We start from the raw sequence: 15606 nt of genomic DNA on the forward strand, positions 1-15606 counted from the left end.
TCGATGCGGTGCTTGCGCTCCTTGAGCTCCACCTCGGTGGCAGCTCCGGCCTTGATCACCGCAACACCGCCGGCCAGCTTGGCCAGGCGCTCCTGCAGCTTCTCGCGGTCGTAGTCGGAGTCGCTGTTCTCGATCTCGGCGCGGATCTGGGCGACCCGGCCGGCGATTGCGTCGGCATCGCCCGAGCCACCGACGATGGTGGTCTCGTCCTTGGTGATGACGACCTTGTCGGCCTTGCCGAGCAGCGTGACGTCGGCGGTCTCCAGGGAGAGGCCGACCTCTTCGCTGATGACCTGACCACCGGTGAGGATGGCCATGTCCTGCAGCATCGCCTTGCGGCGGTCACCGAAGCCAGGGGCCTTGACGGCGACGGACTTGAAGGTGCCACGGATCTTGTTGACCACCAGGGTGGAAAGGGCTTCGCCCTCGACGTCCTCGGCGATGATCAGCAGCGGCTTGCCGGACTGGATGATCTTCTCCAGCAGGGGCAGCAGGTCCTTGACGGTCGAGACCTTGGAGCTGACCAGGAGGATGTAGGGCTCCTCGAGGACGGCTTCCTGACGCTCGGCGTCGGTCACGAAGTAACCCGAGATGTAGCCCTTGTCGAAGCGCATGCCCTCGGTGAGCTCGAGCTGCAGGCCGAAGGTGTTGGACTCCTCGACGGTGATGACACCCTCGTTGCCGACCTTGTCCATGGCCTCGGCGATCAGATCACCGATCGACTGGTCGCCGGCGGAAATGCCTGCGGTGGCAGCGATCTGCTCCTTGGTCTCGATGGCCTTGGCCGAAGCCAGCAGGGTCTCGGTGACCTTCTCCACGGCCTTTTCGATGCCGCGCTTCAGGCCGAGCGGGTTGGCGCCGGCCGCCACGTTGCGCAGACCCTCGCGAACGAGTGCCTGGGCGAGAACGGTCGCGGTGGTGGTGCCGTCGCCTGCGACGTCGTCCGTCTTCTTGGCGACTTCCTTGACCAGCTCTGCGCCGATCTTCTCGTACGGGTCCTCCAGCTCGATCTCCTTGGCGATGGACACACCATCGTTGGTGATCGTGGGGGCGCCCCACTTCTTCTCGAGGACGACGTTGCGGCCCTTGGGGCCGAGCGTCACCTTTACCGCGTCGGCGAGGGCGTTCAGACCCCGCTCGAGGCCGCGGCGGGCCTCTTCGTCATACGCAATTGTCTTGGCCATTGCGAAGTGATTCCTCCGGATTGGGGGTGGCACGATTTTGTGGTCGGGCTCAGTGCCCGCGACGGACGACTGGGGTGTGCTCCCGCAGGTGCGGCCCCGGTCTCACCGTCCCGACCTAGCACTCACCGATCGCGAGTGCCAACGTCATTCTTAGCACTCGACCATGGCGAGTGCAAGGTCGGCCGGGGCCGGGAACTGGCGCGATGGGGCCGCTCGGGAAGTCGCGCGGGGGCCCGCCTCCACTCAGACCGATGGCCCGCCTCGACTCAGACCGATGCGCGTAGGCCCGCCTCCACGACGGCCGTCACCTTCTCCGTCACATCTGCCCCATACCCCTGCGTCGCCTTGCACATCACCAGCAGCGCCTTGAGCTCGGGCACCCCAACGTCGGGTCGGGCCGTACCCGCGCGCTGCGCCGCGACCAGCAGTTCACCGAGGAGCTCGAGGAACGCCGCCTCGGCGCCGGGTGCGGCCGCGTCGACGTCGATCCCGTAGCCGGCGAGCGCTTCGACCAGCCCGTGGTCCGTAGCGCTCACCGTCACCATCCCGCGCAGAAAGCCGAACAGCGCCTCGCCGGGCCCGACGGTGTTCAGCAGCTCTCTGCCACCGTCGACCATTGCGCGGACGCGGTTGTCGATGACGGCGGCGAACAGCGCCTCCTTGGTGGGGAAGTGCCGGTACACGGTGCCCGCGCCGACACCCGCACGCCTGGCGATCTCGTCGATCGGCACGGCGAGTCCCTCGGCGGCGAACGTCTCGTAGGCCACCTCGAGCACGCGCGCCCGGTTGCGGGCGGCATCGGCTCGCATCGGCCGGGCTAGTTCGGTCACGATTCCCTCCTGTTGACAAAACGGGGCGCGCGTTCCGTATATTTGAAGACAACCGGAGCGGGCGTTCCGCTTCGATCCTACCCAGGAGGAAATCATGAAGTGGACCACTCTCGACATTCCCGACCAGACCGGTCGCGTCGCGGTCGTCACCGGGGCCAACACCGGGCTGGGCTACGAGGCCGCGACGGCCCTCGCAGGCCGCGGCGCCCACGTCGTGCTCGCGGTTCGGAATCTCGACAAGGGCAAGGCGGCCGCCGACCTCATCGCCAGGCGGTACCCCGGCGCCGAGGTCAGCGTGCAGGAACTCGACCTGACCTCCTTGGAGTCGGTCAGGGAGGCCGCCGACGGGCTGCGCGCCGCGTACGACGGCATCGACCTGCTCGTCAACAACGCGGGCGTGATGATGACGCCGAAGTCCACCACGAAGGACGGCTTCGAGCTGCAGTTCGGCACCAACCACCTCGGCCACTTCGCCCTCACCGGGCTGCTGGTCGAACGCCTCCTCGCGGCGCCTGGCTCACGAGTGGTCACCGTCAGCAGCATCGGCCACAAACTGGGCCGCATGCACTTCGACGATCTGCAGTCCGAGCGCCGCTACAGCCGCACGGGGGCGTACGCGCAATCCAAGCTGTCCAACCTGCTGTTCACCTACGAGCTGCAGCGACGACTCGCAGGCCGGAAGACGATCGCCGTCGCCGCCCATCCTGGCGGGTCGAGCTCCGAACTCACCCGCCACCAGCCCGGCTGGTTGCAAGCGGCGTTTCGGCCGATCGAGCAGGACACGGACATGGGAGCCCTGCCCATCCTGCGCGCCGCCACCGACCCAAGCGTGGTCGGCGGACAGTACTTCGGTCCCGACGGCTTCCTGGAGATGCGGGGCTACCCCGAGACCGTGGAGTCGACCGATCGGTCCCATGTCATCGCCGATCAGAAGCGACTGTGGGCGGTCTCCGAGGAACTCACGGGAGTCACCTTCCCCATCTGATGCGGCAGCCCCGCGCTCACCCGTATTGCCTCATGCCTTCGACTCGTTGGGCAACCGCGCCGCCAGGTAGGGCGCGGTGCGACTCCCGACCACGCCCGCTACCTCCGCTGGCGTGCCCGCCGCGACGACCCGGCCACCGGCATCACCCGCGCCGGGGCCGAGGTCGATGACCCAATCCACGCCCGCCACCAGGCGCATGTCGTGTTCGGCGACGACGACGGTGTTGCCCGCGTCGACCAGGCGGTGCAGTTGGCCATCCAGCAGGTCGACGTCCGCGGGGTGAAGGCCGGTGGTCGGCTCGTCGAGGACGTAGAGCGTGTGGCCGCGGCGGGGCCGCTGGAGTTCGGTGGCCAGCTTGATCCGCTGCGCCTCCCCTCCCGACAGTTCGGTCGCGGGCTGCCCGAGTCGCAGGTACCCCAGTCCGACCTCCTGCAGCGTGGACAGGCTCCGCGCGGCCCCAGGAACGTCGGCGAAGAACACCGACGCCTCGTCGACGGTCATGGCGAGGACGTCGGCGATCGTGTGGCCGCGGTAGCGCACCCGCAGCGTGTCGTCGTTGTAACGGGCGCCGTGACACGTCGGGCACCTGCCGTACGTGCCGGGCAGGAAGAGCAGTTCGACGGCGACGAATCCCTCGCCCTGGCACGTCGGGCACCGCCCCTCGGCGACGTTGAACGAGAACCGACCCGCGGTCCAGCCCCGCTTCCTGGCGGCAGGCGTGGCGGCGAACGCCTTGCGGACCGCGTCGAAGAGGCCGGTGTAGGTCGCCAGCGTCGAACGCGGCGTGCGTCCGATCGGCTTCTGGTCCACCGCCACCAGACGGTCGATCAGCTCGACGCCCTCGGCCCCGACACCGATGCTGGCGTCGTGGTCGACGTCGACGATCTCGGCGTCCTGATCCTCGTCGCCGGACTCGAGTTCCGGGGCGCCACCGCCCAGGTGACGGGTGACCACGTCGCCGAGCACCTTGTAGACCAGCGTCGACTTGCCGGACCCCGAGACCCCCGTGACCGCGGTGTACACCCCGAGTGGGATGTCGACGTCGAGGTGGCGCAGATTGTGAAAGTCGATGCCGCGCAACGCCAACGAGCCCTTCGGCTGACGCGGGGCACGCACCTGCGGCGCGGCCTCGCCCAAGGAGCCGTCGAAGAGGTAGCCCCTGGTGACCGACGTCGGCACGTCGGCAAGCCCTGCCACCGGACCGCTGTAGAGCACCTCCCCGCCCAGCTCACCCGCGCCTGGCCCGACGTCGACGATCCAGTCGGCGCGACGCACCACGTCCATGTCGTGTTCCACGACGAACAGTGAGTTGCCCGCCCGTCGCAACCGGTCGAGCACCTCGAGTAGCGGCTCGGCGTCGGCGGGGTGAAGTCCCGCCGACGGCTCGTCGAGCACGTAGAGGACGCCGAACAACCCGGCGCGAAGCTGGGTGGCCAGCCGCAGCCGCTGCAGCTCCCCCGGCGACACCGTCGGTGTCCTGCGGTTGAGCGCCAGGTAGCCGAGACCCAGGTCGATCAACACCTGGATGCGGGCGACGAGATCCGCGGCGATCATCGTGGCGACCTCGGTCAGCTCGCCGGACGTGGTGCCCTCATAGGCCGCTTCGAAGTCGGTGCGGGTGGCGGCGGGGCGCAGCACGTCGGCCAGCTCCGTGAGCGGCAACGTGACCAGCTCGGCGATGTTGGCGCCCGCGAACGTGACGGCGAGCGCCTCCGGCCGCAACCCCGAGCCGTCGCAGACCGGGCAGTCGACGCTGTCGACGAACTTGAGCACACGGCGCCGCATCATTGCGCTCTGCGAGTTGGCCAGCGTGTGCCTGACGTGGCGCTCGGCGCTGGAGAAGGTGCCGTTGTAGTAGTAGTCGGCCGTGACGGCGGCGCGGTTCGGGTGGATCTCGACGGTCGGCTGGTCGTCGGTGAACAGGATCCAGTCGCGGGCCTTGCGCGACAGCTTGCGCCACGGTTTGTCGATGTCGTAGCCCAGCGTGATGAGGATGTCGCGGAGGTTCTGGCCCTGCCACGCCCCCGGCCACGCGGCGACCGCACCCTCCCGGATGGTCAACGACGGGTCGGGAACCAGGGTGTCCTCGGTGACGCGGTGAATCCGGCCCAGCCCGTGGCATTCGGGGCAGGCGCCGACGGCGGTGTTCGGCGAGAACGCATCGGAGTCCAGGCGCTCGGTGAAGCCCTTCGGAAAGGTGCCTGCGCGGGAGAACAGCATCCGCAAGAGATTGGACAGTGTGGTGACCGTGCCGACCGAGGATCGCGACGACGCCGAACCCCGCCGCTGCTGCAACGCGACGGCGGGCGGCAGCCCCGTGATGTCGTCCACCTTCGGCGCGCCGCTGGGCAGCAGGAGCCTGCGGGCGTACGGGGCGACCGACTCGAAGTAGCGGCGCTGCGCCTCGGCGTAGATCGTGCCGAACGCCAGCGACGACTTCCCCGACCCCGAGATGCCGGTGAACGCGACGAGCGCATCGCGTGGGGCCACGACGTCGACGGCCCGCAGGTTGTGGACGCGCGAGCCGAGGACGCGGATGAACGGGTCGATCGGTCCGTCATCTGCTCCTGGCCGCGACATCCCGCCATTGTGCTCTGCCCCACCGACCGATTCGCGAACCATTTGCTCGGACTCGGCCCGTTCGGCCCCCGCGTGGACCACTGCAGCGGCGTGTCGGGGGTGTTCGCCCGCGTGTCGCGGGTGGCCGAGTTTGCCTTCTGACGTGACACGCCCGGCAGAAGTGCGATCACGGAACCCCTTGCCCTAGACTGCCCTTCGACCAGATAGGAGTCTTTGGGTGCAGGGTCAATTCTCGCCCAGCACCCAGGCGTTGCGGGGCTGGCAACGTCGGGCGATGGTGAAGTATCTGGCCGCCCGGCCCCGTGATTTCCTCGCGGTTGCGACCCCCGGATCAGGCAAGACGACCTTTGCGCTGCGGATCGCCGGGGAACTGCTCGCCGACGGCACCGTCGAGCGCGTCACGATCGTCGTGCCCACCGAGCACCTCAAGATCCAGTGGGCGCGCGCCGCCGCCGCGATCGGCATCTCGCTGGACCCGAAGTTCAGCAATTCCTCGGCGCAGCACTCCGACGAATACCACGGCGTCGTCGTCACCTACGCGCAGGTGGCCAGCCATCCCGGCCGCCATCGGGTGCGCACCGAGAACCGCAAGACACTCGTCGTGTTCGACGAGATCCACCACGGCGGTGACGCGAAGAGTTGGGGCGATGCCGTCCGCGAGGCGTTCGGCGACGCGACCCGCCGACTGGCGCTGACCGGGACGCCGTTCCGCAGCGACGACAGCGCCATCCCCTTCGTCACCTACGAGCGCGGTCCCGACGGGCTGCAACGCTCGCAGGCCGACCACACCTACGGGTACGCCGACGCGCTCGCCGACGGCGTGGTGCGGCCCGTCGTGTTCCTGGCCTACTCGGGCGAGTCGCGGTGGCGGGACAGCGCAGGCGAGGAACACGCGGCGCGCCTCGGCGAACCGCTCAACGCCGAGCAGACGGCACGTGCCTGGCGGACCGCGCTGAACCCGGCGGGCGAATGGATGCCAGCGGTGATCGCCGCGGCCGACAAGCGACTGCAGCAGAAGCGCCAGCACGTGCCGGATGCGGGCGGCATGATCATCGCCTCCGACCAGACGGCCGCGAGGGCGTACGCCGCGCTGCTCACGACGCTGACCGGCGAGGCGCCGACCGTGGTGCTGTCGGACGACCCCGGTTCGTCGGACCGCATCACGCAGTACTCGCAGGGCACCAGCCGCTGGCTGGTCGCGGTGCGCATGGTGTCCGAGGGCGTCGACGTGCCACGTCTGGCCGTCGGTGTGTACGCCACCAGCGCGTCGACCCCATTGTTCTTCGCGCAGGCGATCGGCCGCTACGTGCGGTCGCGCAGGCCCGGTGAGACGGCGAGCATCTTCCTGCCGTCGGTGCCGAACCTGCTGCAGCTGGCCAGCGAGATGGAGGCGCAGCGCAACCACGTGCTCGGGAAGCCGCACCGCGAGTCCCAGGGGGACGAGTGGGACGACGCGGCCGCCGAGGACGCCGCGAAGAAGAAGTCCGAGCGCGACGAGATGGACAACGGCTTCGAGATGCTGGGCGCCGACGCCGAGCTGGATCAGGTGATCTTCGACGGTTCGTCGTTCGGCACGGCCACCCCAGCGGGCAGTGACGAGGAGGCCGACTATCTCGGCATCCCCGGCCTGCTGGATGCCACGCAGATGCGAGATCTGTTGCGGCGCAGGCAGGATGAGCAGTTGGAGAAGCGGACCGCTGCGGGTGGGACGGTTCCGGTGCCCGGCACCACACACGGCCAACTCCGTGATCTCCGCAAGGAACTCAACGCGCTGGTGACCCTCGCCCACCACCGCACCGGTAAGCCGCACGGTTGGATCCACAACGAGCTGCGCAGGATCTGCGGAGGTCCGGTGGTCGCCGCGGCGAACTCCGACCAGCTCGCCGCGCGCATCGACGCCGTTCGGTCACTGCGGACCTAGCGCCTGCCGCGGCGGCCAACCCGCATGACAAATCCCGGGAACCGCGTTATTTTGACGACGTCGTAGAAACCAGACCGGGGGGTCCCATGCCATCGACCAGGCAACGAAGGCGCAGGCGATGGTCACGCTCGGCGACTTCTCGCGCATAGTCTCGACAATTCACGCCGCCGCGATCGATCCGGATCACTGGATCGAGGCGATGGGACTGATCCGCGCCACCTTCTCGTCCACCAGCGCCGCCCTGATCACGGCCGACGGCAAGAGCCGGGTCATCAACAGCGCGTACCTGCCTGCCACGGCCGAGCAGGCGTACCGCGATCACTACCGCAGGGTGGACTACGTCCTCGACGCGGTCGAGCACGGACCCGTCGGGCTGATCCGCAGCGGAGAGCAACTGGTGGCCCTCAACGCGCGTTCGGAGTTCAACGCAGATTGGCTGCACCCCTACCGGATGCAGGACGGACTGTTCGTCCGCCTCACCCCCGGGCCTCGGCCAACCTGCTTCCTGGTGGCCACGTCGAAGCAGGACAGCGCGTTCGCGACCTCAGAGAACGTTCAAGCGGTTGGCGCGTTGGTGCCGCACCTCCAACAGGCTCTCCGCGTACGGAATCACTTGACGGAGTTGGCGCACAAGGCCGATGACGTCGCCGAGGCCGTGGACCACATTCGGCACGCGGTGTTCGTCGTCGGCAAGGCCGGGGTGGTGCATCACCTCAACCGGGTCGCCGAGGACATCGTCGCCGACGGTGACGGACCGTTCGTGCGATCGGGGCGCCTTGGCATCGGGATTCCGTCGGTCGACGCGACGTTGCATCGAGACATCGCGAATGCGCTCGGCGACGGGTGCGGCACCCGCAGCGGTGGCTCACTGCTCTGCCCGCGAGCGAGCGGAAGGCGTTCGTACGTCGTGCATGTCATGCCGTTCACCTCGGCCAGCTCGGAGGACCGCGAACCACGGGCTCTGGTGATCGTCGTCGATCCCGCACGCCATCCCGAACCGACCAACGACCTGCTGCGCCGGGTCTACGGACTGACGAGGGCCGAGGCGGAGATCGCACTGCGCGTCTCGCGCGGGCAAGGCCTGAAACCCATCTCGGACGAGATGTCGCTGTCGATGGCGACCGTCAAGACCCATCTCCAACGCGTGTTCGCCAAGACGGGAAGTCACCGCCAAGCCGAGCTCGTCAGGCTGCTGATGGCGATCACGCCGTAGGTCAGGAAACGCCGACCGCCTCGCTGCGAGGCTGCAGACGCCGCCGGCGGGAGGCCCTTGCGACGTGGTACACGAAGTTCGGCCGCAACAGCCGGATCGGCCCGTCCAGCATTCCCGTCACGCGCATGAATTGCTGCACGACGTACGGATCCGATTCTGCCGCAGCCAGAATGCGGTCGACCAAGGCGTTGGTGAGGCGCACCGACAACGTCCTGTTTCCCGCCACCTCGGGTAGCGCCAGATCGGACCCGACGGCGGTCTGCCAGGCCAGCCGAATCTTCTTGGCGGCAGCGCGGGCGAACCGACGGGGCAGTTCGTCGTCGCCTTGGCGGAGGCAGTCGCGCAGGATCAGCGACTCGATCGAGGCGATGGTCATGCCCTGCCCGTAGATCGGGTTGAAGCTGCAGACGGCGTCCCCGACGACCACCAAGCCGTCCGGCAGGCGACTCATCTGGTCGTACCGTCGCCACCGGTTGGCCGGAAACTGATGGACGCTGACGTCGGCCAACGGTTCGGCCTCGCGCATCGCGGCAAGGGCGTGGGCAGGCACGAACTCGGCGCCGAAGTCGACCAGGTCGGCCCGGTTGGTCGGCGGCGCAAGCCCTCCGAGCGTGCCCGCACCGATCACCCAGGTGTCCTTCTCGCACCGGAACATCACGAAGCCTCGGGGACGGCCAGGCTCGAACAGTCGCGCGATCACGTGTTCGTGGAGGGTGCCGTCGGGGATCCTGGCGGGCATGCTCGCATAGGCGACGCGGACGGTCAGCTCGTCCTCGCGGGGCCTTCCGTACCCCAGCCGATCCAGGAAGGCGGGCGTTCGCGACCCGCGGCCCGTCGCATCGATGACGAGGTCGGCGGACAGGGTTCGGGCGACGCCACCGCTCCTGTCGAGGACGGTCACGCCGGTGATGCGCTGCCCCGTCGCGATGGGCTCGCCGATCTCGTGTCCGTCGAGCATCGTCACCGTCGGCAGGGCGCGCACCCTCCGCCGGACGTGGCACTCGATGAACGGCCGACTGGCGTAGTGATTGACCAGGGCGGCGGGCTGCGGGATGGCGCCCGAATGCTTGATCAGATGGCCGCCGAAGAAGACGTGGAAGCGGGTCAGATCGCCGTCGCTCCAGCGGTGGGCGCCCTCGGCGATCAGGTCGTCGAGGATGCCGGGGAACAACTCCTCCATGACCTGTCCGCACCGCGCCAGCAGCACGTGGGGCTGTCTGCCCTGCGGCACGCCCCGTCTGGCGTCGGGCAGGTCGGTGAGCTCGTCGCGTTCGACGACGGTGACGCGGTCGTAGAAGTCGGTGAGCACGCGGGCCGCGAGCAGCCCGCCCATGCTCGCCCCGAGTACCACCGCATGCTCACCGATCCTGGCCATGGCCCGCTCCCCCGCATCAGGGCCATCCCCCCGGTTGGCCTGCCACCCAACCAACCAGGAGTGTGGGGGTGCAGCGTCATCCGAACGGTTGATCTTGTTCCGCGGGTCGGCGCGCGGCGAGGGCCGCGAGGTGGCGCAGCGAGTTCTCCAGGTGCGTCGTCTCGAAGGGCGGGAACTGGATGTGCTCGCGCACGTCGGCGGGCACCGCCGACCAGTCATAGGTCAGTGTCACGTCGGTCCGGCCGGCGTCGACGGGTGCCAGGTCGTAGCGCCAGATCCACCCGCCACAGCCGATCTCGCCGTCGGGGCCTTCCTGGCCGGGCTCCCAGGCGATGGCGCGCGACGGCTCGAACACCCGCACCACGTTGGCCATCTCGTAGTTCCGATCGGGATGGTTGTCGTGGTACATCGCGATCCGGAAGACCTGGTCGGTGCGGGTCACCGGCTGCCCGTCGAGGGATTCACGGACCCATCCGGTCCCGTCGATCGCCTCGTGGGTGGTCGGGTCGGCCAGCACGCCGAACACCGCGTCGGAGGTGGCGTCGACGGTGGCACTCACTGATATCGCTTCTGTGGTCATGTGGGTATCGACCGATCCGCGCACCGAAAGTCATCGGAGCGCGGGGCGCTCTACAACCCCAATAGCTCCGGCAGGTCGGCCACCGAATCGATGACGTGGTTGGGCTGCATGGCGAATTCGTCTGCGGCCCAACGGTCCAACGTGTTCTGGCGGAACTTTCCAGTCCGCACCAAGACTCCGGTCATCCCGACCACCTGTCCGGCCAGTACGTCGTTGTTCAGATCGTCCCCGACCATGTACATCTCCTCGGGTTCGACGCCGAGCCTGACCGCCGAGGCCAGGAATCCCTCGGGTGCGGGCTTGCCGACGGCCGTCGCCTTGCGGCCCGAGGTCTCCTCCATGCCGAGGAGGTACATGCCGGTGTCGATCCGCAGGCCCTCGGCGGTGTTCCACGCCGTGCTGCGGTGCATGGCGACGACGGGCACCCCCTGGGCCATCCAGTCGTAGACGCGGCTGAGCGTGACGTGGTCGTATTCTGGGCCAGCCCCGCCGAGGATGACGACGTCGGGGGCCTCGGGATCGGTCCCCGAGACGTCGCTGGAGTAGACGACGTCGATACCGGCCATGTCCTCGCCGATGTAGCCGCTGTTGACCAGGAAGCACCGCGCCCCGGGATACCGGTCCCGCACGTAGTCGGCCGTGAGCACGGCGGCCGTGATCACCTCGTCGGACGTCACGTCCATCCCCGCCTCGGTGAGCAGTTCGGCGATCTGCACGCGCGTCCGCGTCGTCGTGTTGGTGAGGTAGGACCTGGCGATCTGGTGCTCGGCCAACGTGCGCAGCGTCTCGGCGGCGCCGGGGATCGGCTCCCAGGACGTCACCAGGACGCCATCGATGTCGAAGAGCACTCCACCGATAGCCATGCTGCCGAGGTTAAACGGCAAATGTTTCAGCGCAACTCGGACCCTGCCGAGAGTGAGCCCAGTCATTGTCGGCCACCCACGGTGACGCGGCAGCGGCTATCGACCAGGCCAGCGCCTCCGGCACGTCGAGCACGCGATAGGCCTTCACACCGGCCGCCGTCGCCGCCACCAGGGTCGCCACCCCGGCGCGGCGCTGAAACGGCGTCTGCCGCACCGTCCAACCGACTATCCCCGCCGCCGAGACGCAATCCCGCCGCCGCTCGACGCTGCCCGCGCGGGCCACCAGCCAGCCGTCGCCAACGCGGTGGCCCAGCGCGCGGGCCCGGTCGGCGGCCAGCAGCGCCGACGCGACCCCAACGACGATCGACGAACCCCACGCCCACGGCGGGACCGAGCCGACGACCGCCAGTCCGGCCAGCCCGACCGCGATGACGGCGGGCAGCAGCATCGCACGCGTCCACCGCCGTCGTGTCGCCACGGGGCCGTGGCGCTGCAGGTCACCGCGTACGACGTCGGGCCGCCCGATCAGCTCGACCAGCACCGACTCGGCCGTCCCCACCGGGCACGGCGGCAGCAGCAGGGACGCCTCCCCTGCACCACCGACGCCGGTCATCACGGCATCCAGTCGCGCGCCGCCGAACAGTCGCACCAGCAGCGGCTCGCGGACCGTCCCGCCCCGCAGGCGGCGCATGTCGAAGGTGTGCTGACGCACCCTGAGCAGGCCGTGCTCGAGGTGAAGCACCCCATCCCCCGCGTCGTCGCGCCGCGACAACACCAGGTTGCCGAACGTGACCAATGAGCGCGCGATCGACAGCAGGACCGACAGCGCAAGGACCGCGACCACCGCGACGAGCACGGTGACGACGACGCCGAGCCGCTCGGCGGTGTCGAGCCCCTGCCGCGCCAACCGTGAATCCCTCAGCACCGCAACGGCTCCCGTCTGGTAGACGACGCCGATGGCCGCGGCGATCATCGCAAGTCCGGTGAAGCTCAGCGGGCTGAACCTCAGCCACGACGGCTGCCACCGCGCCAGGATCCGATCCGGTTGCGGCGCTTCCCCATCGGGGTCGACATAGGAGTCGGCGAGCAGGATCGCGCGCAACCGGGGAACGTCGCCCGCCAACACCGCGTCGAGGGCGAACTCGGCGTCGCCCGTGGTCTCCTGCCCGGTGCTCACCTTGACCACGGTCAGGCCCAGCAGTCGGTGCAGGAGCCGGGCGTCGGTCGATACCGAACGAATCCTGTTGCGCGGCAACGACAGTACCGTGCGTTGCAGCACGCCCTCGCGGCGCTGGATCTGTTCGGCGTCGATCCGGTAGCTGGTGGTGAACCAGCGTGCGACACCAAACGCGACCAGCAGCACCAGCGCCGCGATCGACCACATCGGGTTCCCCGTCGCCGACCCAAGCACCACCGAGCCGATCAGCAGCGGCAGTTGGCGCAGCACCTCGTGCACGGGGTGGACGAGCAACATCCGCGGGCTCAGCCGACGCCACACGTCGACGGGCTCGGCAGTCACGTCGCATCCCGGTCGCCGAGCGCGGCGACGTCGGTGAGCTGGGCGACGATCCGGTCGGCGACCTCGGAGTCGAGGGCCACGATGCGCACCGCCCCCGCCGACGACGCCGTCGTCACCGTCACGTTGGCGAGGCCGAACAGGCGGTCCAGTGGCCCGCGGTGGGTGTCGACGGTCTGAACCCGGGAGATCGGCGCGATCCGACGCTCCTGTACCAGCCAACCGGATCGGGTGTACACGGCCTGGGTGCCCGCACCGAGCGACACGTCCCAGCGGTGCACGCGGTATCGCCACCACGGCACGACGCCGACGAAGACCACCGCGCCGAGGATGGTGGCGACGGCGGCGGCCACGTGCCACCAGCCCCGCGGGCTCCGCGCATCCAGCACGAACCACACCACCTGCGCCACGGCGAGCAGCGCCCACGGGATGGCGCCCGCCACGGCCCACACCAGTGGGGCCTTGCGACTGGGCGGATTCGCGGGGTCGGCCAACTGCACCGAGCCTGCGGGGTGATCGGCATGCTCACTCGGCATTCCACGAGCATGACATTCGCCCCGCCAAAGGCTCCCGTCGACTATGGTTACGTAAACGATTACGTAGTGATGGAAAGGGCTCGAACCGTGTCAGACCAACTCGTTCTGTTGATGCCCAACCTCCCCGACGACGTCGTCGCACTGGCGCGCGAACTCGCCCCGTCCGGCTACCGCATCGAGGTCGCCGACCTGACGGAAGACCGCGACCACGCCCTCGCCTCGATGGCTCGGGCCGACTACCTTCTCGGCTTTCCGTACCACCTCGACGAGGAGGCGTTCACCGCAGCAGGCAAGAACGTCAAGCTCATTCAGCTCCTCAGCGCAGGCTTCGACGAGATCGACGTGCAGGCCGCCGCAGCGCACGGCATGCCGGTGGCGACCAACGGCGGCGCCAACGCCGTCGCCGTGTCCGAGCACGCCGTCATGCTGATGCTCGCCGCACTCAAACGGCTGCCCGCGATGACGGCGGCCGTCCTCGACGACCGGTGGCCCGTACCGAACACCTACTCCAGCGGAATCTTCGAGCTCCGAGGCAAGTCGGTGGGGCTGGTCGGCCTCGGCCAGATCGGTAGGCGGGTGGCCGAACTGTGCAGGGCCTTCGGCGCCACCGTCAGCTACTACGACGTCTTCCGCCCCGATCCCGCCGTCGAACGCGACCTCGACGTGACCTACGCCGAGCTCGACGAGCTACTCGCCAACTCGGACGTGGTCTCGCTGCACCTTCCGCTGTCCGAACTCACCGAGCACATGATCGGCGAGCGACAGTTCGCCGTGCTCAAACCCGGTGCCGTGCTGGTGAACACCGCCCGCGGACAGCTGATCGACGAGGTCGCGCTGCTCGCCGCGCTCGACATTGGCACCGTCCGCGCCGCGGCGCTGGACACCTTCGCCGTCGAGCCTGCCGCCCCTGGTGACAATCTGCTCGTCGGGCACCCCCGCGTGATCGCCACCCCGCACAGCGCGGGGTCGACGTGGGACAGTTGGTACGCCCGGTTGAACAACGGCTTCGCCAACATCTCGGCCGTCTCCGCGGGTGACTCGCCGCGATGGAAGGTGAGTCCGTGACCGTCCCGCCGCCGAGCCGGAGCCGCGTCACCATCCGCGACGTGGCGGCCGCCGCGGGCGTGTCGATCGCGACGGTGTCGCGAGTCCTTTCTGGGACACCAGGGGCCGGCCTCGAGGTCCGCGAGCGCGTCGTCCGCGTCGCCGCCGAACTCGGCTACCGCAGCGACTCGGTGGCGAGGTCGCTGCGGAATCGGCGCTCGGACATGTTCGGTGTCCTGGTTCCCGACATCACCAACCCGTTCTTCCCCGCCCTCGTCCAGGCGATCGAGGTCGAACTCCAGGCAGGCGGCGACGGTCTGCTCCTCGCCGACGCCCAGGGCGACGTGGAGTTGGAGGCCGAGCGGGTGCGGTCGATGCTCGACCGCCGGATGGAGGCTCTGCTCATCGCACCGACCGACGAGCAGGGCAGCGCCGCCATCATCGAGGAGGCACTCGCCCACGTTCGCGTGATCCAGGTGGACCGCCGGGCGTGTGCGGCAGCGCCGTACGTCGGCGTCGACCACGACCGCGCCATCGGCGACATCGTCGAGCACCTCAGGGCCGGCGGTCGCAGCCGGTTCGCGTTCGTCGGTTACGCCAGCGGCGTCTCGACGTCGGAGGATCGCGTCCAGGCGCTGCTGCGTCACACCGCGCGCTTCGATCCCGGCGCCGCGGACCGCGTGCTGCGCGAGGAGGTGGCCGACGGCGTGCGGATCCCCGACGACTGGCTCGACCGCATCGTCGGCGACGCCGACTGCTTCATCGCCACCAGCGACCTGATCGCCGTGTCGCTACGAGACTCCTTGTTGGCCAGGGGCCAACGGATCCCCGAGGACATCGCGCTGGTCAGCTTCGACGACACCCCGGTCGCCGCGGCCGCGAGCCTCACCAGCGTGCGGCAGCCGCTGCACGAGCTGGCCGCCGCCAGCATCGGTCTGGTGCGGGGCACGGCGCCGACGCTGCCGAAGCGGGGCTTCCC

13 protein-coding genes are annotated in these 15606 nt (G+C 69.2%); 5 read left to right on the top strand and 8 right to left on the bottom strand.

Annotation, left to right across the window (positions count from 1 at the left end):
* Positions 1-1184: chaperonin GroEL (gene groL, locus ABW137_RS06930; RefSeq protein ID WP_526398245.1), on the bottom strand; the 1184-nt coding region annotated here is incomplete at its 3' end.
* Between the two features lie 266 nt (positions 1185-1450).
* Positions 1451-1993 (bottom strand): TetR/AcrR family transcriptional regulator, encoded by a 543-nt coding sequence (locus ABW137_RS06935; RefSeq protein ID WP_526398263.1) that lies wholly within the window; start codon positions 1991-1993, stop codon positions 1451-1453.
* A 112-nt stretch (positions 1994-2105) separates the two neighbouring features.
* On the opposite strand from ABW137_RS06935, the gene ABW137_RS06940 reads away from it, so the two are divergent.
* A complete protein-coding gene (locus tag ABW137_RS06940) occupies positions 2106-2999 on the top strand; it encodes an SDR family oxidoreductase (RefSeq protein WP_526398265.1) in 894 nt (297 codons plus the stop codon).
* Positions 3000-3029: 30 nt separating this feature from the next.
* Here the strand turns inward: ABW137_RS06940 and ABW137_RS06945 are convergent, their stop codons facing one another.
* Positions 3030-5579: an excinuclease ABC subunit UvrA gene (locus tag ABW137_RS06945; RefSeq protein WP_526398246.1), complete on the bottom strand. Its 2550-nt coding sequence runs from the start codon at positions 5577-5579 to the stop codon at positions 3030-3032.
* Positions 5580-5796: 217 nt separating this feature from the next.
* Here ABW137_RS06945 and ABW137_RS06950 point away from each other — a divergent pair, with 217 nt between their 5' ends.
* Together ABW137_RS06950 and ABW137_RS06955 are read left to right on the top strand one after the other, a co-directional pair.
* Positions 5797-7500, top strand: a complete 1704-nt coding sequence (locus ABW137_RS06950; RefSeq protein ID WP_526398248.1) for a DEAD/DEAH box helicase — start codon at positions 5797-5799, stop codon at positions 7498-7500.
* A gap of 118 nt (positions 7501-7618) precedes the next feature.
* On the top strand, positions 7619-8713 hold the full coding sequence (locus ABW137_RS06955) for a helix-turn-helix transcriptional regulator (RefSeq protein ID WP_526398250.1): 1095 nt from the start codon (positions 7619-7621) through the stop codon (positions 8711-8713).
* Position 8714: 1 nt separating this feature from the next.
* On the opposite strand, the gene ABW137_RS06960 is transcribed toward ABW137_RS06955, so the two are convergent.
* From ABW137_RS06960 to ABW137_RS06980, 5 genes are all read right to left on the bottom strand, one after another.
* Positions 8715-10088 (bottom strand): FAD-dependent oxidoreductase, encoded by a 1374-nt coding sequence (locus ABW137_RS06960; protein WP_526398251.1) that lies wholly within the window; start codon positions 10086-10088, stop codon positions 8715-8717.
* Positions 10089-10164: 76 nt separating this feature from the next.
* Positions 10165-10668, bottom strand: coding sequence for an SRPBCC family protein (locus ABW137_RS06965; RefSeq protein ID WP_526398253.1), 504 nt, complete (start codon positions 10666-10668; stop codon positions 10165-10167).
* A gap of 50 nt (positions 10669-10718) precedes the next feature.
* Positions 10719-11531 (bottom strand): HAD-IIA family hydrolase, encoded by an 813-nt coding sequence (locus ABW137_RS06970; protein ID WP_526398255.1) that lies wholly within the window; start codon positions 11529-11531, stop codon positions 10719-10721.
* 10 nt (positions 11532-11541) lie between these two features.
* Entirely contained in the window at positions 11542-13005 is a 1464-nt protein-coding gene (locus ABW137_RS06975) for a PH domain-containing protein (RefSeq protein WP_526398267.1), read from the bottom strand.
* A gap of 41 nt (positions 13006-13046) precedes the next feature.
* Entirely contained in the window at positions 13047-13583 is a 537-nt protein-coding gene (locus tag ABW137_RS06980) for a PH domain-containing protein (protein ID WP_526398257.1), read from the bottom strand.
* A gap of 87 nt (positions 13584-13670) precedes the next feature.
* Between ABW137_RS06980 and ABW137_RS06985 the strand changes: the two genes are divergently transcribed.
* Both ABW137_RS06985 and ABW137_RS06990 read left to right on the top strand, forming a co-directional pair.
* A complete protein-coding gene (locus tag ABW137_RS06985; RefSeq protein ID WP_526398259.1) occupies positions 13671-14648 on the top strand; it encodes a 2-hydroxyacid dehydrogenase in 978 nt (325 codons plus the stop codon).
* A partial coding sequence (locus tag ABW137_RS06990) for a LacI family DNA-binding transcriptional regulator (protein WP_526398261.1) occupies positions 14645-15606 on the top strand: 962 nt, incomplete at its 3' end. The genes ABW137_RS06985 and ABW137_RS06990, both read left to right, overlap by 4 nt.

This window comes from Mycobacterium sp. (genome assembly GCF_040509115.1).
Classification (GTDB): domain Bacteria; phylum Actinomycetota; class Actinomycetes; order Mycobacteriales; family Mycobacteriaceae; genus Mycobacterium.